Below are 24,937 nucleotides of genomic sequence, written 5' to 3'. Positions count from 1 at the left end.
CAATTAAATAAAGGGAGACATCATGATTATGAATGGAAAAAAAAGAGTACTTTTCATACTAGTCCCGTTCGCTTTGTTGATGACGTTTTTTTTTCTCGTACCACTCTTTTACATGTTGATGAGTAGTTTTTCAAATAGTGAAGGGTTTACGTTAGAACATTATCAAGAAGTGTTAACAAGTTCTTATATTTTACAAGGGTTTAAAAACAGTTTAGCTTTGTCAGTCGTTTCAGCATTCGTCGCGTTAGTCGTTTCCTTGTTAGGTGTGTATGCGATGACGTATTTTCCTGAACCGGTCCGTGAACGGTTATTGATTTTGTCCAACTTGACGTCCAACTTCGCGGGTGTACCACTCGCTTTTGCATTTATCGTCTTACTTGGAAATAGCGGTATTTTTACATTAGCGCTTGATTCGTTCGGCTGGGATTTATCTTTTTCTCTTTATAGTTGGTCAGGGCTGTTGCTCATTTATATTTACTTTCAACTCCCGCTTTCAATCATGCTTTTATATCCGATTTATTACGGTATTCAGCAACAATGGAAAGATGCCGCTGCGTTATTAGGAGCTTCTAAATTTACATTTTGGAAAAAAATCGGACTGCCTATTTTATTTCCTGGTATTGCGGGCACGTTCACTATATTGTTCGCTAATGCGATAGGTGCATATGCATCTGCTTACGCCTTAACAGGGAGTAATTTTAACTTAGCGGCAATTCGTATCGGGGCACTCATTACGGGGGATATTTTTGCTCAACCAGAATTGGCGAGTGCCATTGCCGTTTTACTTGGTGTGATCATGATTATCGGGATGTTACTTAGTGAATGGCTCACCAAGAAAACGAGAAAGGATTTGTCAGAACGATGAAAAAATTTACAATCGTCATGCTCATTCTGATCGGTGTATATTTAGCCCTACCAATTCTAGCGACCGCTTTGTATGCATTTTCAACGGAATGGAATAAAACCATTTTACCGGAAGGATTAACGTTGGAATGGATTAAGACTTTATTTCAAGATGCAAGATTTATAGAAGCGTTCGGACGATCTGTTCTTCTTTCAGGTAGTGCAGTTTTCATTTCTATATTATTTATTGTGCCGGCGATTTTCGTGATCGTATTATACTTTCCATCGTTAGAAAAGTGGTTCCAGGCAAGTGTTGTGATGGTATATGCTTTCCCTGGTGTTATTTTAGCAGTTGGTTTAATTCGGTTTTATTCAGGAACTAGTTTACCGATGATCCTCGCTGTGCTCGGGGTATATGTCATTAGCGTGCTTCCATATATGTACCAAGGAACACGAAATAGCTTACGGAATGTTCAAGGCCGTCAATTAATGGATGCAGCGGAATTACTAGGCGCTTCAAAAATGGAAGCTTTCCGTAAAGTGTTGCTTCCATCAGTTTATCCAGGATTATTTGTTTCAGCGCTATTATCATTCTCTGTTTTATTTGGCGAATTTGTTTTGATAAACCTCGTTGTAGGTTCTCGTTTTGAAACGGTTCAAATTTATTTAATGTCAAAATTAAGTACAAGTGGTCATGTTGCGAGTGCGATTGTGTTCGTATACATCGTGTTGATGGGTATTTTGACGCTAGTAATGGCGACATTAACGAAAAGAGCGAAAGGAATGACACGCGCATGAGTTACGTAGTGTTAAAAGACGTTTATAAACAATATCAAGATACAAAAGTTCTTTCTGGAATTGATATGAACATTAGAGATGGCGAATTTGTCACGTTACTTGGACCAAGTGGTTGTGGGAAAAGTACAATCTTGCGTATATTATCTGGACTAACAGATGCGACTGGCGGTCAAGTGATGATTGATGGGAAAGATATGAAGAAAATTTCGCCGAAAAACCGCAGAGTAGGTATGGTATTTCAATCATACGCATTATTTCCGAATATGACCGTATATGAAAATGTTGCGTTTGGAATAAAGATGCTCAAAAAACCAGAAAATGAAGTGGGAGAGCTAGTAGGGAAAATGTTAAACCTCGTTGGTTTACAAGAGAAGAAAGAGGCGTATCCGCATGAACTTTCCGGTGGTCAGCAGCAACGTGTCGCGCTTGCTCGTTCTCTCGTTGTTCGTCCGAAAGTATTGTTACTTGATGAACCGTTAAGTGCGCTTGATGCACAAATTCGTAAACATCTACAAGTCGAACTTCGAGCGATTCAACGTGAACTGGATATGACGATGATTCTTGTTACACATGACCAAGAAGAAGCGATGTCTGTTTCCGATCGTATTTTCGTCATGAATAATGGAAAGATTGCACAAGAAGGAACACCATCTGAAATCTACACGCATCCTAAAACCGAATTTGTTGCCAATTTTATAGGACGATACAATGTTTTTTCAAAAGAGCAGATAGGAAAATTAATTGGAAAAAATGTAGCGTTATCCGCAGATAAATATGCGATACGTCCAGAATCTATTCATTTACAAGCTCAGGTCTCCTCTTACAAATTAAGCGCAATTGCTGGCGATTCTATTATGAATGGAAATGTGATCCGTACAACTTTTCATGCGGACAATAAGCAATTTAGAACTGAACAATTGCATCATCGTGCCTCTGTATTTGAAAAAGGTATGGAATATCAATTATTCGTAGAACCAGAGGATGTAATCGCCTTATCATGAATCAATTAAAGGAAGAACGCCATCGTTTAATTATTCAATGGGTGAATGAGGAGAAACGCGTATCAGTTGCAAAAATGGCAAAGAAGTTTTCTGTTACACCAGAAACGATTCGTCGAGACTTGACCGAGTTAGAAGAACTGGAGCAGATAACTCGAGTGCATGGAGGAGCAGTTCTATATACAACATTAGAAAAAGAACAAGCTTACTTACGGAAGCTTGATATCAATCGTGCAGAAAAAGAACAAATTGCATTCGAAGCGATATCACGTATTGAAGATGGTGATACGATTGGCATCGATGTTGGAACGACAACATTTCATATTGCCGATTTAATTCAAAATGTTCAAAATTTAACTGTTGTGACAAATTCAATTGCAGCAGCAGATCGCTTTAACCAAGCGATTGAAGAGAAGCGTGTGACGGGCAAGGTTATTTTGTTAGGTGGATTTACGAACCCTGCGCAATCCTCTGTCTCGGGTGCAATGACGCTAGAATGGTTAAGTCATATGCATATGGATAAAGCGTTTATATCCTGCGGTGGAATTGTTGGAGATACAATCTATGATTATGATTTAGATGAGTCACTCGTTTCAGCTAAAATGATGGCAAGAAGCAAGAAGAATATTTTACTTGTAGATTCATCAAAAATAGGTATTCCGTCTTTCTTTTCATTTGGTGATGCGAGCCATTTTGATGAAGTCATTAGTAATCAGCCTTGTCCGAAGGAATGGAAAGAATGGTATAAACGTTGGATTATCGCAAAAAGGAGTGGATCAGAATGTTAATCGATTATCATGTACATCTAGAAGAAGGCCCGTATTCGTTTAATTGGCTTGAACGTACGGCAAAAGCCCTTGGACATTTTCAGCCAAACGAAGTGCAAGAATACGGCTCGAAAGAAAAAATTGAGTATCAAGTGAATCAGTTGCAAAAGCGACTGAATGGTGGTTGTTACGGCGAAGAGTGGCTTGATTTATATTTAAAAAAAGCGAAACAAATCGGATTGAAAGAAGTAGGTATTGTCGATCATTTGTATCGTTTTAAAGAAACAAAAAATTATTTTGAAAAGGCGTTAAATCTTGATCCGAGCGATTCAATTGGTGTATTACAATCGTATTGGATAAAAAATGTCATGACAGAAAAAATGGATGAGTTCGTTGAAGCGATTGTAGCAGCAAAAAAACGCTGGGAAAAAGAAGGTGTCTCATTAAAGTTAGGAATTGAAGCGGATTATTTTGTCGGGCAAGAAGAGGAACTAGAAGCACTCTTAGAAGGAAAACCGTGGGACTATGTGATTGGTTCTATTCATTATATGGATGGCTGGGGATTTGATAACCCACAAACCGCATCTCACTTTGAAGAATATGATTTAGAAGAGCTGTACACTCGTTTTTATGAAACAGTTGAAAAAATGATCCGTTCAAACATGTTTGATTTTGTTGCACATTTAGATAATTTAAAAGTATTTAATTTCAAAGTAAACAATGAATCTTTTAATCAAAAATGGTATGAACGCATTGCTGTCGCACTAAAGGAAACGAATACCGCCACAGAGGTGAATGCGGGTTTATACTATCGCTATCCGGCCAAAGATATGTGCCCATCCATTGATTTTCTAACGACAATTGTTAACGAAGGTATTCCGATTACCCTTTCTTCAGATTCACACTATCCAGATGATCTTGGAAAATATGTTGCAGAGAACAAGAAAATGTTGCAGCAATTAGGTGCCTCACATCTAGCAACCTTCCATCAAAGAGAAAGAAACTTAGTGCAGATCCGGTAAAATGGGTCTTTTTTTGCCGCCCCCTGGAGCGAGATGCACGAATTTTGCACATGCCGAATGGGTGAAGATCCAGCGACTTCAGCTACAAATTGCAACAAAAACTATCGAATTTCAGCCCATTAGGACTGCTTAGTGTATCTGCGAACTTTTCCGAAGGCAGGTTGGAGGAAAAAGGGGAGCTTGATCATTATATAGGCGTAGCCTCAACGAGGGAGTGCCCAGATAACTTAACACTGCTTGAAGTTGATGCATATATATGGGCGGTATTCGAAGCAGTCGGACCTTTTCCTGAAACACTGCAAAATGTATGGGGACGTATTTATTCCGAATGGTTTCAATCCTCTAACTATGAACAAATAGAAGGTCCAGAAATCCTTTGGAACGAAAAAAAAGATGTAACCTCACCAACATTTAGAAGTGAAATATGGATCCCTGTTTTGAAAAAGTAAGCATAGGCGAAAGATTTATGCGAAGAGCTGTTTCAACAGCTCTTATTTTTTTACTCAACTACCAGTTACTTTACTTCAATAATGGCTAAGGTAATCTTTTTTATTATGGAACTATCGGGGCAGGTTAGCATTCCTGTAGATAGCTATTTTTTGATTTTGAAAAAAATAGAGCTCCTCAGTAAGATATGAGTGTAGATACCATTCTAACTCAAAACCTTAAGGAGGAAGCCCTAATATGAAGTTTAAAATGCAAGACAAACAAAATCACCTAATACTTAATGAGCAAGGCAAGTATTAGTCCTGTGAGGAAGAAACAATATCACTCTCATCTCATCCATTTAAAGAAAAGGTTTCCTTTACGATAATACCTTTATTGAATTTTTTCATACGAGATTAACGAAGGAAGTAAAGCCTTAAAAGAAAGTAAATGGTAATTGAACATCTGGCAATCTGGCATTTTCATGTTTAAGACTTCTGACTGAGACAAAATGAAAGTCACTAAATTTGGAAGCAGGAAGGAATGATCTGACGTGAAGGTAAACAGAAAACTACACCAAAAAAATCCAGAGTGACACACTACTCTGGATTTTAATATTAAGATACTTGTTCTAGATTTTTATTATTGGCAGGAGGGTGGAATTGACCTTCCCATTTAGAAATAACGATTGCTGCAAGTGCATTACCTACAACATTCACTGCCGTACGACCCATATCAAGAATACGGTCAATACCAGCAATAAATGCTAAGCCTTCAATTGGAATACCGACGGTGCCTAGTGTTGCCAAAAGGACGACGAAGGAGACACCTGGTACACCTGCAATTCCTTTAGATGTAATCATCAACACTAGCATTAAGGTAATTTGCTGCATGATGCTCAAATCAATTCCATACATTTGAGCAATGAAAATGGCTGCTAATGCTTGATATAACGTAGAACCATCAAGGTTGAAAGAGTAGCCTGTCGGAATTACGAATGATGCAATATGTTTTGGACATCCGGCCTTCTCCATTTTTTCCATGATTTTTGGGAGGACGGATTCCGAACTAGCTGTTGAAAATGCTAAAATTAACTCTTCTTTTAGAAGCTTAATCAATTTAAAAATACCAAACCCTACTACTTTAGCAATAATTCCAAGAACGACAAGTACAAAGAAAAGCATTGTTCCATATACTGAAAGCGCTAACTTACCTAAAGGAATTAATGACGCCAAACCGAATTTAGAGATTGTTACCCCTATTAGTGCAAATACACCGACTGGAGCGAATTTCATAATCAAGTTGGTTAAGTAGAACATCCCTTCTGCCGTACCTTGGAAGAATCGAAATACCGGTTTACCTTTTTCTCCAATTGCGGCAATACTAACGCCAAATAATACAGAGAAGAAAATAATGGCTAGCATATCGCCTTCTACCATCGCTTTAATCGGATTCGATGGTACGATGTGAACAATTGTATCTACAAAAGATTCATGCTGCTTAGTTTCTGCTGTATCTACATAACTGGATATATCTGTTTGTTCAAGCTGGTTCATGTTTATACCAGCGCCCGGCTGAAGTAAATTAGCGGAAACCAGACCAACAAGAATTGCTATTTGCGTTACTACCACAAAGTATAAAAGTGATTTGGCACCAATTTTACCTACTGATTTCAAATCGCCTACCCCTGCAACGGCAACAATCAGACTTGAAACAATGATTGGTACAACAATCATTTTAATCATGCGTAAGAACATATCTCCCAATGGTTGTAAATAGCCTTGGGCAGTCTCATTACCATAAAAAATGGCACCAACAATAATCCCTAGAATTAATCCAATGAATATTTGGCTAGCTAAACTTAATTTAATTTTCTTCATTTACTTTCCTCACATTCCATAAGTTCTTTGATGTAAAAACATTTTGTCTCGTAAGGGATACAAGTTATTAAATAGAAAGAAAGTGAATTTTATTTTTTTGAAAATTCTGTCTTTATACCGAAAGAAAAGACACTTCATTTGTCGATTCCTATTGGCTTGACTATTCATACATGTTCCCTTTAGACTCTGACGAGGTTAGCTGTCGGGTTAGGAATTGGAAACACAAATACCCTATCATCTCTGAATTCACCCCTAGCGGAAAATATCAGCAAAATGGTTTCCCCGTTCTATTAATAAGATTAAGAGAACCAACTTATAATAAAAATATTAATCTGTAAATATTTATTATAGGATTTAGGGGCACGCCATCTTTCTCTACGATTATAAAAATTCATCCTCTTTTTTAGAGTGGGCTCATTGAAAATACGATGATTCAAATGATATTAATACATGAGACATTTAAAATCTTTTTAAAATCGCAAGTTTGATATAAAGTTTGGTAATCTTTGAGATATGTATGTGGTGTAAATCCCCATTTACGCTTCCTCTTTTACCAATTTCATCCTCCTTTTTTAATCTATGTAGTTCTATTCAGTGATTATAAAATACTTCCTTTCTTCCTTATTTTTAAGGGATGAATCAATAATGTAACATTAAAATGAAGCGCTTACAATAATTATTTAAAGGAAATTCGGGAGTATAAGACTTTTTTCGACATTTTTCGATAATTTCTATACTGAGTACACACCACCATTATTGTTCTCAATATAAACACTTAATTATTTTTATATATCGGATAGTTCCTACATTTTTCAAGGTAAACTTGATTGATTTTCAGCCATAACAGTTCCCTTTTTTCATTTTTTTCTTCTATCGTGTAATTTAGACTTACAGTGTGTTAAAGTTTATTCCTTGGAAAATACCCGATGATTTTGTGATAGTGGTAGAAAATGGCATACCAATTGGTCAATTGAAGCTTACAATACGACAGTCAGAGGCAATGAGATTGGTTATGTAAATCTATTATCTAAATCTATTATCTAATTCCTGAAAAACGTCGAGCTGATTTAGGGAGGAATTTACATGAGTATGCTCTAAAGTTTTTTCAAAACAAGGGAGTAACTGAGTATCATCTTCGACACTTAAACATTACCCAAAGTCGCTTTCAGCCTAATAGAATTACGTTTGAGGCTAAATTAAAAAAGGTCCATTTTGTTGGTTCAAAAAGAGTGGTATAGTGTGTATCAGGCTCTCAGGAGATTGTTGTTAACCTATCTGATGAGGAGCAAATGGATTATCTAGGTGAGAGTATTTGCTTGAGTGCTAGAAAAGACTTGGTAAAAATACTTTAATATGTCGGTAAGCTCTGTTAAGAGGAACCTTTACAGAGCTTTTTTCTATTCAAGTATCGGGACAGCAGCGTAAACTTTCATTTATGAGAGAAAGCAGAGGATAACCACGAAAAAAAAGAATAGTTTTTTACCATTATCCTTTTTTTGGCTTATTACTCTGTTTCAAATACTAAATAGGTCTTTTGATTATTTACGTATGTGATCTCATTTTCCAAACCTATTTGACAAACATATTAGAGTATGGCTTCCCTAAAATATAAACTGGAAGGATTAAAGTCTTTTAGTATACTTATTTATTTTTCGGAAATGGCATACTCAGATCGTTATAATCCGATTGATTACGCTAGTGAGGGTATAAAATATCTCCATCGATTTCTTTTTAATGAAGACTTTATTTCGCAGTCTTTTTTGAAACATTTTCACTTCGTAAATATGTATTGAATATAATGCGTGGTATTATATGGTAAAGGATTCTAGGTAAAGGAGACTTATGATGAAGACTGGACAATTCTCCAATAATAAACTATTAGATATGGTATTTGAAAGTACATATTATGGAATTGTAATTGTCGATAGTAATGGGGAAATTCAATATATTAGCAATAAATATTGTGAATTTTTAAATGTTGAACGCGACTCAGTGATTGGTGAACATGTGACGAATATAATTGAAAATACAAGGCTACACCTAGTAGTGCAAATAGGTAAATCGGAAATCGCTGATATACATTTTCTTCGTGGTGATTTTGTTATCGCTAATCGCATTCCTATCATCGAAAATGAGGAAATAATTGGTGCGATTGGGACAATAATGTTTCGTGATCTTGATGACTGGAATAAAATGAATAGCCACATTAAGGAGATACTGACAAAACATAATTTTTACAGAAATGAAAGTGATGTTACAAATGGAGTAAAGTATTCCTTACACAATTTAATTGGAAATTCACAAAAAATACAACAGTTAAAAGAACGTGTGAAAAGGGTGGCTAGAGGTGATATCTCTGTACTAATTAGAGGAGAAAGCGGTACAGGCAAGGAAATAATAGCACATAGCATTCATCAGTTAAGTGGGAGAAGCGACAAACCACTAGTGAAAATAAATTGTAGTTCAATTCCGGAACACTTGTTAGAATCTGAACTTTTCGGGTATGAAGATGGTGCCTTTACAGGGGCAAAAAAGGGAGGTAAAATTGGAAAGTTTCAATTTGCTGATGGTGGAACTGTTTTCCTTGACGAAATTGGTGATATGCCTCAGCAAATGCAAGTCAAGTTATTAAGGGTCCTTCAGGAGAAAGAATTTGAGCCTGTAGGTTCGCTTTACCCAAAAAAACTTAATGTTCGAGTGATTGCTGCAACAAATCGCCCTTTAGAAAAATTGGTTGAAGAAAAGCTATTTCGTGAAGACCTATTTTATAGAATTAATGCTGTCCAATTATTTGTTCCTCCTTTAAGTGATAGAATCGAAGATATCTCTTTACTTGTAGATTATTTTTTAAAAAAAGTCACAGCCCGAATAGGAAAACGAGTAACCTCTATACACCCTGAGGTGCTTTCATTAATAGAGCAATATAACTGGCCAGGGAATGTCAGAGAACTAGAGAATGTAATTGATGCAGGTGTTCACCTATCAAATGACGAGGTAATGGGAAAAGATGCTTTACCTGATTATCTAAAACGTCATAAGGTGAATAGGAAAGAAGTAAGTTTAAAGGATAGTGTAGAGGAAACAGAAAAGAAGACAATAGAAAGAGCGTTAAGGAGGTTTAAGTTTGATAAAAAACGGGTTGCGGAAGCTCTTGGAATAGGGAATTCTACCCTTTACGATAAAATTAAAAAATATCAAATTTCTGACCAATAAATATAAATCCGGGATTTCAGAATGCATTCCGAAATCCCGGATTTATATTATAATTTCCGTATTAGTGTAGATATAGTTCACATTAAAGGAGAAAAAAGGCTATAGAACAGATTAATTATTATATAAATTATGAAAACTGAAGAATAAAAAATCAACTGATCTAACATAAGTTGATTTTTTTATTTATTTTCTGAAAAATCAGAAAATAAATATTTGGATATTCCTCGATAATTAAGAAAAGTAAGTCAGTATAGGGTTTTTCCGTTTTGGAATGAATCTTGCAACCAAAATTAGAAGAAAGGAGGAAAGAAATTGGGCCTTGTTTAGAAAGATTGAGAATTATTTTGAACAGTATTGAATTTTGAATCTGCTTACCTTGAAAAGGAGGATTTTCATTGGATGTTGGTTTTATCACAAGAAAAATGGCAAATGATTTAAATAATATAAATCCTAGAAAAATAGCAATAAAAGAAGAAGTAGGAAGGTCATTGACGTACATCGATCTCCACCATTTATCAAATGCGTATGCAAACAAGCTTTACGAATTTGGCGTTCGAAAAGGGGATCGTGTCGGTATTTTACTTTACAACTGCCTCGAATATTTTAGTCTATATTTTGCCATTGCGAAAATCGGTGCAATTGCAGTTCGACTTAATTTTAGGCTTTCAAGTGCTGAGCTTGAGTATGCATTAAATGATTCACAGACAAGAATATTGTGCTTCCATTCGAACTTAGCCAATCATCTGGAATCAGTTTGTAATCATGTTTCTGTTGAGCGTTATTTTTGTCTACCTCATAGAAATGGCTCAATCCCAGGTTGGTCTGAGTCATGGAGTGTTTTAGAAAGTGGTTCGGTAGATGAGGTCAAAGTCGATAACATTAAATTAAACGATCCGGTCATGCTGATGTACACATCAGGCACAACGGGAAGACCTAAAGGTGCAATTTGGACTCATGATACAACTTTCTGGTTTTCCACGATACAAGCGCTGAAATGGAAATTTACAGGGCGAGAAGTTGCCATGACGACAGGACCACTATACCATGTTGGAGCGATGGAAGATATCGCACTTCCTACTCTTATGATGGGTGGAAGCGTAATAATTACAAAAAGCCAAGAATTCGAGATTGGAAGAATTCTTTCCGTTATTGAACAGGAAAGTGTGACCGATTCTTTTTTATTCCCTTTTATGATTTATGAAATGCTAAATCTGCCTGAAATTGAAGAGTATCAGCTAAAATCTTTAAAAACTATTTATACAGGTGGTGACCCGCTAATGCCATGGGCACTGGAACAATTAAAAAAGAGGTTTCCTCAAATTGGAGTTGTTCAAGTTTACGGGTTAACTGAAGGACAACCAATTGCGGCTTCGCTTGAACCACAGGATGCTTTTACAAAAGGCCATACCGTTGGAAAGCCAATGCCACTTACAGAAATTAATATTATCGATGAGGATGGAACGCCTTTGCCTGTTGGTGAAATTGGTGAAATCGCTATTAAAAGTCCAGCGGTTTCTGAGGGTTATTGGAGAAAACCTGATGCCACAATGGAAACATTTGTGAATGGGTGGTGTAAAACAGGAGACATGGGAAAATTCGATCATGATGGGTATCTATCAATTGCAGGCAGAAAAAAAGATATGATTCGGAGCGGTGGTGAAAACATTTACTCTGCGGAAATTGAAGATGTCTTATACCGCCATGATGAAGTGAAGGAAGTTTCTATAATTGGTATTCCTGATCCGAAATACATTGAGGCTGTATGTGCTGTTATTGTTAAAAAAGAAGGAGCCAAACTTACGGAGGAAGATGTTGTTAATTACTGTAAGGAACATCTTGCTAGCTACAAAAAACCTAGAAAGGTCACATTTGTTGATGAAATACCACGTACCCCATCCGGTAAGGTTCAAAAGTTTATTCTTCGAAAACAGTTTAGTGGTATGGAATAAATAAGGAATTTCTCGAAGGTTAAAAAAGGTACTATAAAAAGGTTTTGTGAATACATTATTTCACTTTGTTTTAAACATGCACATAACCATAAAGGATTCTAACATAGATATCTGGGTTTACTCACTGATGCACGTTTTTCAATAATGCCAGAGCATCTGGAACCCACAAGTACACTTTAGGTTGAGGAGGAAAGCCGATGAAGAATAAGGATCAAGTTGTTTCATGGTCAAAACAGAGTAATATTGCAACGATTATTATTGATAATCCACCTGTTAATGTATTAAGCGCAGATGTTATAGAACAATTGAATCTTGTGGTAGATGAAATTGAAAGCGATTACAAGGTTAAGGTCATTATCCTTACTGGTGAAGGCGAAAGAGCTTTTGTTGCTGGAGGGGATATTAAAGAATTTCCAGCATGGATTGGAAAAGGAGTGGAAGAAGGAAAGGGGAAATCACTTTGGCTTCAGGAACCACTTAATAAAATTGAACGTTTATCTCGACCAACTATTGCTGCAATCAACGGATTAGCATTAGGTGGAGGATGTGAACTTGCCTTAAGTTGTGATATTCGAATTGCAGAGGAACAAATTAGGATTGGGCTTCCTGAAATTAAATTGGGTTTGTTTCCAGGGGCAGGGGGAACTCAAAGACTTCCTAGACTGATAGGTAAAGCCAAAGCAAAAGAAATGATCTTTACTGGAGAGCCACTGAATGCAGAAGAGGCAAAACAAATAGGGCTTGTTAATCATGTTGTGCCAAAGGGGGAATCTTTAGAAAAAGCAATGGAAATTGCAAAATGTATTTGCAATTATTCTTTACAATCTTTAACTTTTGCAAAGCATTCTATTGATTATGGTTATGAACAAACACTTGAAGATGGACTCGTGATTGAAGCTGAAAATTTTGGTCATGTTTTTCAGACTAAGGACGTTAAGGAAGGCGTTGAAGCCTTTATTAATAAAAGAGAGCCAAATTTCGTTGATCAGTAATCGCTCATGACAAAACCAGAGTCAAGTCAATTTTTGAAAAAGTTCCTCGGGGTCCGTCTAGTTCTATAGTGCTGAATCTTTCGCCATGATTCGCGGAGGGCATATTGATGTTGCATTTTAGGAGGAATGGAAGTGCCCCATAATGGTGATTTGGCTAACTGGGTGATTCCAGGGAAAATGGTGAAAGGAATGGGCGGAGCGAAGGACCTTGTCCATGGTGCACGCAAAACAATTGTGATTATGGAACACGTTAATAAACATGGCGAATCCAAAATTCTGAAAGAGTGCACCCTACGCTCACAGGAAAAAGCGTGGTTGAACATATCATCACGGATCTTGCGGTAAAGGACGTTACAGAAAAGGGCTTGAAACTAATAGAAGTCGCAAAAGGATTCACAGTCGAACAAATCTTTAGATGTACACACAAAACTCAAAGAAATGACGTTTAAAAGAAACAATGGATTTATTCGGGAAAATAATTAGAGTTCTGTAGACAAGAAAAGTGAACTTTAATGCCGAAGAAGTCTTGGGGGCAATGGATTCAAACCAGCAACAAATGATAACATATTATACTTTGAGAAAAAGGGGGAATCAATATGGATGTAATGATTATTATTATTTCACTAGGATTACTTATGTTTCTAGCATATCGAGGATTTTCTGTTATACTTTTTGCACCATTGTGTGCTTTGTTTGCTGTATTTTTAACGGATCCTGGACATGTTTTACCTTTCTTCTCTAATATATTTATGGTTAAGTTGGTTGAATTTGTTAAATTATATTTCCCGGTTTTTCTACTAGGTGCTATTTTTGGGAAATTGGTTGAAATAAGCGGTGTTGCAAAGAGCATAGCTAAAATTATTGTCCGTTTTATCGGGGCTAAACAAGCCATTCTAGCCATTGTGATAATGGGCGCAATCCTGACTTATAGCGGAGTTAGTTTGTTTGTTGCAGTGTTTGCCATTTATCCATTTGCTGCTCAGCTATTTCGCGAAGCTAATATTCCAAAGCGTTTAATTCCTGCGACAATTGCAGTTAGTGCTTTTACCTTTTCCATGGATTCACTTCCAGGGTCTCCACAAATTCAGAATGTCATTCCAACGGGATTCTTTAAAACTGACATCTATGCTGCACCGACACTAGGAATTATTGGGGCAATATTTATCATTTCCTTGAGCCTTTTATACTTAAATCATTGTCGACATAAGGCAGCTAGAAATGGTGAAGGGTATTTTGGAATTGGTGATAAAGCTATTGATAGGGAAGCTGCTGAAGCAGAAATGGCAGCTAGTTCTGCTATATCGGTGGAAACGACTAATAAGTTGGGAATGGATTCTGAAAAAGCCATAAGTAGAAAAGACTGGCTTGCTTTTATTCCGTTGGTGTTAGTTGGAGTGATGAATAAGTTTTTTACTGAGTCTTTTCCTCTTTGGTATGCCAAAGGATTCGATTTTGCTACTATTGGGTTAAAAGATTATGGAAATGTTGATATGTCTAAAGTTATTGGTGTTTGGTCTGTAGAGATGGCTCTTATTCTCGGGATAATAGCAACCGTCTTATTAAACTTTAAAGCTGTCAAATTAAATTTCCAATCAAGTATTAATATAGGGATTAGTGGGGCATTGCTTGCAACCATGAATACGGCAACCGAATATGGTTTTGGGGGTGTGATTGCAGCTTTACCCGGCTTTACTGTGATACAAGATTATCTTACTGGAATGTTTTCGAACCCTTTAATTAATGGGGCGATCATGACAAATGTTTTGTGCGGCATTACTGGTTCAGGATCTGGTGGGATGAGCATTACGTTGAGCTTAATGGCGGATACGTATATACAAACAGCTGCTCATTTTGACATTCCGTTGGAAGTTTTACATCGTGTCATTGCTATGTCTGCAGGTGGATTTGATACTTTGCCACATAACGGAGCTATAATAACTCTTCTAGCAGTTACGGGACTCACTCATCGCCAGGCATATAAAGACATTTTTGTTATTACCATTATAAAGACACTTGCTGTATTCTTTGTAATTGGTATATTCAGCTTGTTTGCTATCGTTTAAATATTTGCCGGTGAGCATAGGAAAATACATTTCGATTTCTAGCTTTAAACGCTATTTACATGGAATAGTACGTCTTCTATATGAAAAACATTTTTTATAGGTGTTGATTTTAAGAACTATCACTAAATTATTTAGTCTATAGTATTAAATATCTGAAATTTCTGCCTACTTTTTTCAAGCCTAAAAAAAGGAGAATGAAATAATGTTTAATAAATATTTCCATCAATATGAAATCGGAGAAACATGGGTGTCGAAAGGACGTACTATAACCGAGGCAGATCTAGTAATGTTTTCTGCATTTAGCGGTGACTGGTTTCCCCTCCATACTGATAAGGAGTATGCAGCAAATACACAGTATAAGCAGCGGATAGCACACGGAATGCTTATACTTTCGGCTGCAACCGGCTTATTTCAATTTGAACCAGGAATCGTCGTTGCATTTTATGGATTGGAGAAGGTTCGATTTACAAACCCTACCTTTATTGGGGACACGATACATGTAGAATTAAAGGTGATTGACCTTTTTGAAAAAGGCTATCAAGGTGTTGTAACAGTCACCCAAGAAATAAAAAAACAAAACGGAGAAACTGTAGCCATAGCCAATATGAAAATTATGGTCAATTCTAATACCCATGTAAAAATATAGTAATCACTTAATTTATAATGCGACAAAATTAAATATTTGAGCAGGTGCAAATCAAACCTGAATCCAGATGGCGTTTGTTCTAAAAAGTATGTCTAGATGACATAGTTTATAGATTTAAGAGCCATTTAAATAATTCTTGCTCAAATTAGGGAGCCGTTGAAGTAGCTGTAATTAATACTTAAAACGTGCTTTGGAATACAATCACTATCATTGATCAAATCTATCGAATTAGCTTATGGTTATAAGAGGAAATTCGAAGTAAAAGTATTACCCCAAAACTTAGCACAGAAATTAAACGTGGCGGTAGGCAGAAGAAACGGGAATAACATAATAATCAAAATAAGAGCGACTGCATTTAATTAGCAATCGCTCTTTATCTATTCTCTTTGTTACAGCTGTGTAAATAGGCCAAAACCAAAACACTTCTCCTTGTGAAATAATGTAGCGGTCTAAGAAAGTCTCAAAGAAAGCAGGTATGTATATGAGAAAGAAAACAATCGGTGAAATGACCAATAGTAGATTAAGTTGGGGATTTGATGCCTCAACTCGTGTGATTTTGAATAAGAAAGGCAAAGGATCATATAACCGGAGTAAAATAAAGCAAGAACTATCGAAGGGAAAGTAGTTTCTTTTTTATCTTTTTAGTATATTTATGTTATAATGTGGAATATATAAAAAAGACGAGATGCGCTAACATCTCGCTTAGTAACCAATCCAAAGTGGTCGGTTGCTCCTAAATCTTACGCTTCTTAGAAGGCCTCCCGTGCTGTTTGGATGTAGAACGGGTGGTTTTCTTTTTGACTTTTTTAGCAGGAAGGAAGCTAAATAAATATACAACTGTCGAATTGGCAACTTCCACTAGTACGTCTATTAGAAGATCCATTGCGGTCACCTCCCTTCTCTCTTAGATAAAAGAGATAGGGGGAAGGCAACCTCCCACCCGGTTAGTTACATAAGGGAATTATACCATATTTTACATAGTATGAGGCGGTTTTATGGAAAAAGGATGGTATGGATTAGAAATAGGGGATCTGAATAAAGGCAAAATGAAAACAGAAGAAGCTAAGAAACCATTTCTATCGGTTTGCGAATGGTTCAAAAAGAGCAGAACCGTTGACGGCTGCTCTTTTTGAATTGCGACTCAACTTATATTAAATCCGGATAACCCATTCTACAAGAAGGGGACTCTTATTGGAAAGAGAAATAAAGAAAAGCATATCACACTACAAAACATCCATAATTTTTAAAAAATATGGACAAGAAATTCTAGTTTAGCTGAATTGTCAAAAGAAAAACTAATCATCTAGTGTAGCTTTTTTTTGCATATTAATCTGCTTATATTTGGACGGGCCTTATCATATGCATGAAAATCCCATTCTCCACCGGCGTTAAGTAATTATTCTATCCCGTCACAGGAGCAGTTCTGTAAAAACTAACTCAAATCTAGCCGATATATATATTTAAGGTATAATAATAAAGAAAGATATTTTTTAACGGATTAGGTGACGAAAATATGAAGCTAATCATTGCGGAGAAACCAGATCAAGGTTCAACGTTAGCAGGTCAATTTAAAACGAAGAAACAGCAAGGCTATATAGAAATTTTGCCGAATGAACTTTTTCCGGATGGTGCTTATGTAACATGGGCAGTCGGGCATTTATGTCAACTAGTTTCACCGGAAACGTATCATTCAAAATGGAAAAAATGGTCGATTGATACATTGCCGATGATTCCTGAGAAATTCCAATATGAAGTGACTCGACAAAAGGCAAAGCAATTCAATGTTGTGAAAACTTTGCTTAGGAAGTCGGATGTGGATGAAATTATTCATGCTGGCGATGCCGGTCGTGAAGGAGAATTGATTGTACGCAATATCGTCAATCTATGCAGCGTCAAAAAACCGATGAAACGTTTATGGATTTCCTCTTTGACTCCGAAAGCCATTTATGAAGGTTTCCAAAATCTGATTAGCGAAGAAAAAACAAGGCCACTTTATTATGAAGCATATACGAGAGCTTGTGCAGACTGGGTTGTTGGTATGAATGCTTCTAGAGCTTATAGCATTTTATTGAAACAAAGAGGGGTGTCGGATGTATTTTCAGCTGGCAGGGTTCAGACGCCTACCCTCGCTTTGATAGTAAAAAGGGAAATGGAAATTGAACAGTTCAAATCTGAACCGTTTTGGGAAGTATTTGCTGACTTCAAGATGGATGGAAATAAATATCAAGGAAAGTGGCAGCAGAACAACGATCCGAGGATTAAAACAAAAGAACTTGCTGAAAAAATTGCCGCCTTTTGCAAGGGTAAAGAAGCTGAAATTGCAGAAATGGATACAGAAAGAAAAGAATTTCAGCCACCTTTATTATTTAATCTATCTTCTTTACAGGCAACCGTGAATAAGATTTATAAATATTCACCGAAAATGACGCTGGATATTGTTCAAAGTCTATATCAAAAAGGGATTGTTTCTTACCCGCGTTCTGACTCCAATTATGTTACAGAGGGGGAAGCCGAGACATTTCCCGATATTTTGCAAAAAATAAGCAGGTTTTCAGAGTATGAATCCCTGTTTCCGTTGCCTCAATCAAGCATCATAAATAATAAACGGTTTGTAAATGAAAAAAAAGTGACTGATCACTATGCAATTATCCCAACTGAGCAGGTCACAGATCCAAAGCGCCTTTCCGCTGAAGAACGCAATATCTATGACTTGGTGGTACGCCGCCTGATTGCGGCTCATTATGAGAAGGCGATTTTCGATTATACAACAATTAAAACGCTTGTCGATAAGCGGGCCGAGTTCATTTCGAAAGGCAAGCAGCAAATCCAAGAGGGATGGCGCAAGGTGATTTTCCAAAATGATAAGGATGATGACGATATCATTTTGCCCCCCGTCAAAAAAGGGGATTCTGGACAGGTAGCCAGTGTAAAAGTGAAAGAAGGAAAAACCCAGCCTCCTAAGCGCTATACAGAGGGTCAGTTGATTACATTGATGAAAACTGCCGGAAAACATCTGGATAATGAAGAGCTAGAAAAGGTTTTGATGAAAGCAGAAGGACTTGGAACTGAAGCTACTCGTGCAGGCATTATAACTATGCTGAAAGACCGTAAATATATTGATGTTAAAAAAAATCAGGTATTTGCGACAGATAAAGGGAAAGTACTGATTACTGCCATCGGAGAAAAAATTCTGGCTTCACCTGAAATGACGGCTAAATGGGAACAGCGCTTAAGGGAAATCGGGGAAGGAAAGGCTTCCGCTGGTGAATTTATGGAAGCTGTTAAGAAGATGTCGGCTAAAATTATCAGTGATGCAGTTGAATCATCGGAAAACTGGGATTTCCAAGGACTGGATACTGAATCAATTCAACGGAGCGGTTCTAAAAAAAGAAATACTGCATCTGTAGGCAGCTGCAAGTTATGCGGTTCGAAGATTGTCGATAAAGGTGAATTTTATGGATGTGTGAGTTATCAGAAAACCAAGTGTAACTTCACTATCTCCAAAAAAATCCTGAATAAAAAGATCAGTCAAGCAAATATAAAAAAGTTGTTGGCAAGCGGCGAAACGGATTTAATAAGTGGCTTTAAAAAAGGAGAGAAGACCTTTGACGCAATTTTATCTTGGTCCGATTCTGAAAAGAAGATTAGTTTTACATTTCCAACAGAACAAGCCGTCAAGCAAACTTAATAATAAACTTCTTTAAAAGACGTCCTGAGACGATATCTTCTTGTTTCGGGGTCGTTTATATAGTAAAATTTTTAGATATGCGTTTGAATGGGAGGATTCCGAATGCCTACACCGAGCATGGAGGATTACATAGAACAAATTTATTTACTTATTGAAGAAAAAGGATATGCCAGGGTTTCCGATATTGCAGAAAATCTTTCCGTCCATCCCTCTTCAGTTACAAAAATGGTTCAAAAACTAGATCATGAAAAATATTTAATATATGAAAAGTACCGTGGTCTCGTTTTGACTGCAAATGGGAAAAAAGTGGGTAAAAGGCTCGTATACCGACATGAACTATTAGAACAGATGCTAAGATTGATTGGGGTCAAAGAAGAAAATATCTATCAGGATGTTGAAGGTATTGAACATCACCTTAGTTGGAATGCTATCGATCGAATTGGAGATCTTGTCGAATTCTTTGAGGAATCTCCTAGTCGTGTCGAGGATTTAAGAAATATACAAAAAAGAAACGAAGAGAACTCAAAATAAGCTGCCACTGGCAGTTTTTTTTTGTTGACTTTTATAAATTAAATTACTTATAAAACAGTCAGCTATTATTGTACGGAATAAACAATCTAACTATTAATTAAACAAATGATGTTCAATAAGTGGATAATAGGAAAAGGTAAAAAAGGGATTTTTAGAGTCAGAGCAGAATAGCTATAAATAAGCCTCAGCAGTCACGGTTAGATATGGGTTTTTAAATACTAGGTAATGTAATAAAAAAGTTAAGAAACGAGGTTAGTATATCCTTGTTATTTCTTTAACAATTCTATGTGTTCATATGAAACAAAGATTTAAATGGAATGGGGGAATGCCGGATGGATTTACATACTTGGCATAAAGAATCGGAAAAGAAATGGGATGACTTTGCTTCTAAGTGGGTGGAGAATTCGCAAGAAATGTGGGAAACAGGAAGTCGAAAAAATATAATCCCGTTTTTTTCTCAATATGTGCCTACGGGAAGTAAGGTAGCTGATATAGGCTGTGGAGATGGAGTTGGTTCTCTTAAACTTGCTGAAGCGGGTTATGAAGTAACTGGAATTGATCTTTCTAACGTCATGATTGAATTTGCAATGGAAAAGACCGTACATCAGCCTAAACTTTCATTTATTCAAGGTGATTTTTATAGTCTTCCATTTAAGGACGAAGAAATGGATGCGGCATTGGTAATTAATTCCCTTGAATACACAGGTGAACCATTAACTGTGGTGAAGGAAATTCACCGTATAATAAAGCCTGGCGGCTATGCCTGTTTTGGAATACTTGGTCCGACTGCGGAACCACGTAAAAAGTTTAGTTTCCAACGTTTATTAGGCGACAAAGTGATCATGAACACGATGCAGCCGTGGGAGTTTGAGAAAATAGCAGTGGAAAGCGGATGGAAAGCAGTCGCTGATACCGGCGTCGCCAAGAGAGGGGTAGACTTTACAAAACTAGGTCACTTTTCAAAGGATTTAAAGCAAGCCGTATCTTTTATGTGGTTGTTTCTCCTTCAAAAAGAGGGTAATCAGTGATGGAAAAATATCAAATCAATCAATTCGTAGAAAAAACGAAACAGCAGGATAAGGGGCAAGGTTTGTTTGAACTTGAAACGGAAAGAATTTTGGAAATTAATCTTGAACAACAAATCTGGGCGAAAATGGGAACAATGATTTCTTATCGGGGCAATATTAAATTCGAACGAGAAGGAATATTAGAACACGGATTTGGCAAACTCTTTAAAAAGGCCTTTACAGGTGAGGGTGCATCTTTGATGAAAGCGACTGGAAGTGGAAAGTTGTATGTGGCAGATCAAGGGAAGAAGATTTCCATCTTACATTTGAATGGGGAATCAATTAGTGTAAACGGTAACGATTTACTTGCCTTTGAGCCGAGCATACAATGGGATATTAAAATGATGCGGCGTATTGCCGGTTTGCTAGCGGGGGGATTGTTCAATGTTAGACTTGAAGGGAAAGGGATGGTGGCATTCACTTCTCATTATGAACCTCTCACATTAATGGTAGAAAGGGGGAACCCAGTCTATACGGATCCAAATGCAACCGTCGCTTGGTCTGGAGACCTACAACCTGAGTTTGTAACCGATGTGTCATTAAAGTCGTTTTTTGGAAGAGGAAGTGGGGAATCGGTTCAGATGAAATTTGAAGGACAGGGATTTGTAGTAGTCCAACCTTTTGAAGAGGTGTATTTTGGTAATAAAGAGTCTTGATAAAAAAACACCATAAAGCAAATACAAGAAATTTTTTAAACTAGAATTCCAGAAAAACTTCAAAATGAAAAAACCTGAGTCAAGGACTCAGGTTTTTTCATCCATACTAGATTCAGCAGGTTTCCCCGAAAAAAAGTACTTCACTTAATGAGAGAGTTTCATTTTTTCTTTCCCTTTCAATCCCACTCATAAGGGGTCAATTGGTAGACATAATAATTCAGCCAGTTGGAGAACATGAGGCTACAGTGACTTTTCCATCGGTGAAGCGGTACTTTAGTTGGGTCGTTGTCAGGATAGTAGTTTTCAGGAAGCTGTGTATCAATTCCACGTTCCCTATCACGTTTATACTCTTCACCGAGTGTTTCGGCATCATACTCGAAATGACCTGTAACCATTATTCTTCTTCCATCAACAGAGGCGGCAATCAATACTCCGGCCTGATCGGACTGAGCTAAAATCTTCAATTCTGGATGATTAACTAATTTTTGATAGTCAATGTCAGTATGGCGCGAATGAGGTGCCATAAAATTGTCATCGAAGCCACGGACTAGATTTTCATTTGGTTCGAGTACTTCATGCTTATAAATGCCAAAGCATTTCTCAGGTAGTTCGTATTTGCCTATTCCATAATGATGGTAAAGCGCGGCTTGAGCTCCCCAACAGATATGTAGTGTAGATGTGACGTTTTCGGCTGACCAGTTCATAATATCTTGAAGTTCTTTCCAATAATTAACATCTGCGAATTCCAATTTTTCAACTGGAGCTCCTGTGATAATCAAGCCATCATATTTTTTAGAACGGATTTCATCAAATGATTTATAAAATTGATCTAAATGAAATTTACTTGTGTTTTTCGATTCATGTGTGCTTAAGCGTAGAAATGATATGTTTACCTGAATAGGAGTATTGCCAAGAAAGCGTAGCAGTTGAGCCTCTGTTTTTACTTTCTCAGGCATAAGGTTTAAAATCAATATATTTAATGGGCGAATTTCTTGCCTGGTTGCCCTTTCCTCATCCATTACAAAGATATTTTCCTGTTCTAAAATTTCCTTAGCTGGCAGTTTTTCAGGTATTCTGATTGGCATAATTAGCCTCCTTCTTCAAAAATCATAATATTTTAATTATATAGAAAATTTCCAAATAGAAAAGCTATTTTAATAATTTCTTGTAAATCCTCTAACGAATTCTCGAGAATGGTAAAATGGGGAGGAGATATATACATAGTTCTTTTTGAAAAACTTAAGAGGTTGGAGAGGTGTATGGAGATTGTTTGATCCCACAGCATTTGAGAATATGAAAGTAGTGTTAGAAGGGGCAGTTTATGATCGTGACTTTGTTGGAGATATATTGGTCATAGCCCGTGATGAGATCGTTAATCTCTCAACAATGTCAAGAACATATAAGATTGAGATGGAATTGAAGGAACCTATCGTACCTAGTTCTGTTGTTGGTGGAATTGAGTTACATGCTTCACTCGAGAATTTAAGTTCGGAGTTGCTCGAATTCAATAATAATGAAACATATGCAGGATGTACGGTTAATATATTCATTTCATTTCATGAAAAACTTGGGGCAGGAGAAGTTGAAGATATCTTAATCGGGCTGGAGAAAATTTGGGGGAAGCAAAGAATCATTACTGTGACGACCACCGAAACGATCAGTAAAATAGATCGGCCAGTAAATTCTTCTACGTTTAAAGTTTCATTTGGTAGGCTTGTAAAAGAAGAGCAAATGGAAGATTTGGAAGATATGGTAGAGTATTTGATCCAATCTCTAAAAGTAGCCAAGGGGATAGAGAAAAATTAAAAAGAAAGAATATTAAAGTTGGAAAAGTGATCTTTAAATACGGTAAAATGACAGCATCATACTTTAGGGAGAGATCATACATGTCCATTTATGAATTTGAAGTGAAAAAAATCAATGGCGAGACCGTTTCGCTTGAGGAATACAAAGGGAAAGTAATGATTATTGTAAATACCGCAAGTAAATGCGGTTTTTCGCCACAGTATGATGATTTGCAAAGCTTATATGTACAATATAAAGAAGATGGTTTAGTCATCCTTGGTTTTCCATGTAATCAATTTCTTAACCAGGAGCCTGGTGATGACCTGGAAATCGATTCTTACTGTAAATTGAATCATGGCGTAACTTTCCCAATGTTTGCAAAAGTGAATGTTAATGGGAAGGATGCACATCCATTATTCAGTTATATTACCGAAAATGCGCCTGGAGTGATGGGTTCAAAATCGATAAAATGGAATTTTACCAAATTCCTGATTGACCGTGAAGGAAATATTGTTAGTCGATATGCGCCTCGAACAAAACCATTGGAAATAGAAGACGATTTAAAAGAATTATTATAAAAAATGAAAAATGAGTTCATCAGAAGAAGTTTTCCTGGTGAGCTCTTTTTCTGTAACGTTAATATGGTTTTTTCTTTTGTTCGAAATATACCAAATACATTCGATTTCAAGAGGGGAAAGATGAGGAAAAAGTTGAATATAATAAAGAACAACTATTTTACTCAGGAGGTAAACTATGGAACGAATTGCATGGGTAACGGACAGTACAGGATTATTAGACGAAGAATTATCACTAAATGAACATGTATATGTAGTTCCGATGATTGTCATCATTGATGGCAAGGAATATGAAGATGGTGTTGACCTATTATCTGAGGAATTATATCGCAGGATGAATGAAGAAAAGATAAACCCGACTACTTCCCAGCCGTCTGTGGGTAGATTTTATGAGTTATATAAGATGCTTGAAAAACGCTATGATAGAATCATATCAGTTCATCTTTCCAGTAAGTTAAGCGGTACAGTTTCCGCTAGTCAGCAGGCTGCACAGATGGTTACGATACCTGTAGATGTTTTTGATTCTTTACTAATTTCTTTTCCGATGCTATTAATACTGAAACGGCTCATGCATTATGTTGAAAATGGTCACTCCATTGATGAAGCTTTCGTTAAAACAAGAAAATATGCAGATAGCCATGAAACCTATGTGTTAATAGGTTCTTTAGATCAGCTGTACCGCAGTGGTAGGTTAACAAATGCTCAATATTTTCTCGGAAGTCTATTAAGTTTTAAACCCATCATTTCAATTGAAGATGGGTTGCTTCATACTAAATCGAAACCTCGAAACCTAAAAAAAGCGGAAAAACAAATTTTCAGCGATTTTCGCAAATCATTTGCAACAGGAAAAGTGAAAGAATGCACTATATTATATGGGGCGCTGTCGGAGCAGACCCAGAAGTGGAAAGCAATGATTTCTGGAGAATTTCCTAATGTAAAGACGCATGTATCTCCACTCGGCAGTGCGATAGGGGTGCATACCGGTGAACAAACGATTGGAATCAGTTGGTTCAATGAAGATTAAGGCACATTAATAAG

At 36.7% G+C, this 24,937-nt stretch carries 22 protein-coding genes, 2 pseudogenes and 1 riboswitch; of the genes and pseudogenes, 21 read left to right on the top strand and 3 right to left on the bottom strand.

Features of this window, described 5'->3' with window-relative positions:
* Positions 1–28: 28 nt before the first annotated feature.
* From JFV29_RS17405 to JFV29_RS17380, 6 genes and pseudogenes are all read left to right on the top strand, one after another.
* Positions 29–865: an ABC transporter permease gene (locus JFV29_RS17405; RefSeq protein ID WP_201185477.1), complete on the top strand. Its 837-nt coding sequence runs from the start codon at positions 29–31 to the stop codon at positions 863–865.
* Positions 862–1,641 (top strand): ABC transporter permease, encoded by a 780-nt coding sequence (locus JFV29_RS17400; RefSeq protein ID WP_201185475.1) that lies wholly within the window; start codon positions 862–864, stop codon positions 1,639–1,641. Before JFV29_RS17405 ends, JFV29_RS17400 begins: the two co-directional genes overlap by 4 nt.
* Entirely contained in the window at positions 1,638–2,642 is a 1,005-nt protein-coding gene (locus JFV29_RS17395) for an ABC transporter ATP-binding protein (RefSeq protein ID WP_201185473.1), read from the top strand. The genes JFV29_RS17400 and JFV29_RS17395 overlap by 4 nt, the downstream gene beginning before the upstream one ends.
* A complete protein-coding gene (locus JFV29_RS17390; protein WP_201185471.1) occupies positions 2,639–3,427 on the top strand; it encodes a DeoR/GlpR family DNA-binding transcription regulator in 789 nt (262 codons plus the stop codon). The genes JFV29_RS17395 and JFV29_RS17390 overlap by 4 nt, the downstream gene beginning before the upstream one ends.
* Complete coding sequence (locus tag JFV29_RS17385; protein WP_201185469.1) at positions 3,421–4,428, top strand: histidinol phosphate phosphatase domain-containing protein; 1,008 nt, start codon at positions 3,421–3,423, stop codon at positions 4,426–4,428. The genes JFV29_RS17390 and JFV29_RS17385 overlap by 7 nt, the downstream gene beginning before the upstream one ends.
* 98 nt (positions 4,429–4,526) lie before the next feature.
* Positions 4,527–4,877: pseudogene (locus tag JFV29_RS17380) on the top strand (GyrI-like domain-containing protein); the annotation flags it as partial.
* Between the two features lie 594 nt (positions 4,878–5,471).
* Here the strand turns inward: JFV29_RS17380 and JFV29_RS17375 are convergent.
* Positions 5,472–6,734, bottom strand: coding sequence for a cation:dicarboxylate symporter family transporter (locus JFV29_RS17375; RefSeq protein ID WP_201185466.1), 1,263 nt, complete (start codon positions 6,732–6,734; stop codon positions 5,472–5,474).
* A gap of 168 nt (positions 6,735–6,902) precedes the next feature.
* A riboswitch (cyclic di-AMP (ydaO/yuaA leader) is annotated at positions 6,903–7,050 on the bottom strand.
* 1,529 nt (positions 7,051–8,579) lie between these two features.
* Between JFV29_RS17375 and JFV29_RS17370 the strand changes: the two genes are divergently transcribed.
* The 7 genes and pseudogenes from JFV29_RS17370 (at position 8,580) to JFV29_RS17340 (ending at position 16,222) form a co-directional block, all read left to right on the top strand.
* Positions 8,580–9,947 carry a sigma-54 interaction domain-containing protein gene (locus JFV29_RS17370; RefSeq protein ID WP_201185464.1) on the top strand — a complete coding sequence of 456 codons (1,368 nt, stop codon included), beginning with the start codon at positions 8,580–8,582 and terminating at the stop codon, positions 9,945–9,947.
* A gap of 395 nt (positions 9,948–10,342) precedes the next feature.
* Entirely contained in the window at positions 10,343–11,896 is a 1,554-nt protein-coding gene (locus JFV29_RS17365) for an acyl-CoA synthetase (RefSeq protein ID WP_201185462.1), read from the top strand.
* 197 nt (positions 11,897–12,093) lie between these two features.
* A complete protein-coding gene (locus JFV29_RS17360) occupies positions 12,094–12,888 on the top strand; it encodes an enoyl-CoA hydratase/isomerase family protein (RefSeq protein WP_201185460.1) in 795 nt (264 codons plus the stop codon).
* Positions 12,889–12,949: 61 nt separating this feature from the next.
* Positions 12,950–13,337: pseudogene (locus tag JFV29_RS17355) on the top strand (CoA-transferase); the annotation flags it as partial.
* A 147-nt stretch (positions 13,338–13,484) separates the two neighbouring features.
* Positions 13,485–14,951 carry a GntP family permease gene (locus JFV29_RS17350; protein WP_201185459.1) on the top strand — a complete coding sequence of 489 codons (1,467 nt, stop codon included), beginning with the start codon at positions 13,485–13,487 and terminating at the stop codon, positions 14,949–14,951.
* Positions 14,952–15,150: 199 nt separating this feature from the next.
* Positions 15,151–15,597, top strand: a complete 447-nt coding sequence (locus JFV29_RS17345; protein ID WP_201187920.1) for a MaoC/PaaZ C-terminal domain-containing protein — start codon at positions 15,151–15,153, stop codon at positions 15,595–15,597.
* 481 nt (positions 15,598–16,078) lie between these two features.
* Complete coding sequence (locus JFV29_RS17340) at positions 16,079–16,222, top strand: hypothetical protein (protein ID WP_201188178.1); 144 nt, start codon at positions 16,079–16,081, stop codon at positions 16,220–16,222.
* A 108-nt stretch (positions 16,223–16,330) separates the two neighbouring features.
* Here JFV29_RS17340 and JFV29_RS17335 read toward each other — a convergent pair whose 3' ends face one another.
* Positions 16,331–16,480 carry a hypothetical protein gene (locus tag JFV29_RS17335; RefSeq protein WP_201185458.1) on the bottom strand — a complete coding sequence of 50 codons (150 nt, stop codon included), beginning with the start codon at positions 16,478–16,480 and terminating at the stop codon, positions 16,331–16,333.
* Between the two features lie 112 nt (positions 16,481–16,592).
* Between JFV29_RS17335 and JFV29_RS17330 the strand changes: the two genes are divergently transcribed.
* The 5 genes from JFV29_RS17330 (at position 16,593) to JFV29_RS17310 (ending at position 21,539) form a co-directional block, all read left to right on the top strand.
* Complete coding sequence (locus JFV29_RS17330) at positions 16,593–16,730, top strand: hypothetical protein (RefSeq protein ID WP_201185457.1); 138 nt, start codon at positions 16,593–16,595, stop codon at positions 16,728–16,730.
* 380 nt (positions 16,731–17,110) lie between these two features.
* On the top strand, positions 17,111–19,285 hold the full coding sequence (locus tag JFV29_RS17325; RefSeq protein ID WP_201185456.1) for a DNA topoisomerase III: 2,175 nt from the start codon (positions 17,111–17,113) through the stop codon (positions 19,283–19,285).
* A 102-nt stretch (positions 19,286–19,387) separates the two neighbouring features.
* Entirely contained in the window at positions 19,388–19,816 is a 429-nt protein-coding gene (mntR, locus tag JFV29_RS17320) for a transcriptional regulator MntR (protein ID WP_053346643.1), read from the top strand.
* A 332-nt stretch (positions 19,817–20,148) separates the two neighbouring features.
* Positions 20,149–20,844, top strand: coding sequence for a class I SAM-dependent methyltransferase (locus tag JFV29_RS17315; RefSeq protein WP_201185455.1), 696 nt, complete (start codon positions 20,149–20,151; stop codon positions 20,842–20,844).
* Entirely contained in the window at positions 20,844–21,539 is a 696-nt protein-coding gene (locus tag JFV29_RS17310) for an AIM24 family protein (protein WP_056520866.1), read from the top strand. Before JFV29_RS17315 ends, JFV29_RS17310 begins: the two co-directional genes overlap by 1 nt.
* 176 nt (positions 21,540–21,715) lie before the next feature.
* Here JFV29_RS17310 and metA read toward each other — a convergent pair whose 3' ends face one another.
* Complete coding sequence (metA, locus tag JFV29_RS17305) at positions 21,716–22,624, bottom strand: homoserine O-acetyltransferase MetA (RefSeq protein ID WP_201185454.1); 909 nt, start codon at positions 22,622–22,624, stop codon at positions 21,716–21,718.
* Positions 22,625–22,769: 145 nt separating this feature from the next.
* Between metA and JFV29_RS17300 the strand changes: the two genes are divergently transcribed.
* From JFV29_RS17300 to JFV29_RS17290, 3 genes are all read left to right on the top strand, one after another.
* A complete protein-coding gene (locus JFV29_RS17300) occupies positions 22,770–23,345 on the top strand; it encodes a hypothetical protein (RefSeq protein WP_201185453.1) in 576 nt (191 codons plus the stop codon).
* Between the two features lie 80 nt (positions 23,346–23,425).
* The gene (locus tag JFV29_RS17295; protein ID WP_053346638.1) at positions 23,426–23,902 is read left to right on the top strand and encodes a glutathione peroxidase; all 477 of its coding nucleotides are present in this window, start codon (positions 23,426–23,428) and stop codon (positions 23,900–23,902) included.
* Between the two features lie 175 nt (positions 23,903–24,077).
* Positions 24,078–24,923, top strand: coding sequence for a DegV family protein (locus tag JFV29_RS17290; RefSeq protein ID WP_201185451.1), 846 nt, complete (start codon positions 24,078–24,080; stop codon positions 24,921–24,923).
* Positions 24,924–24,937: the final 14 nt, after the last annotated feature.

The organism is Peribacillus sp. TH16, from assembly GCF_016651095.1.
Lineage (GTDB): Bacteria > Bacillota > Bacilli > Bacillales > DSM-1321 > Peribacillus > Peribacillus butanolivorans.
This window is presented reverse-complemented; position numbering and strand designations above follow the sequence as displayed.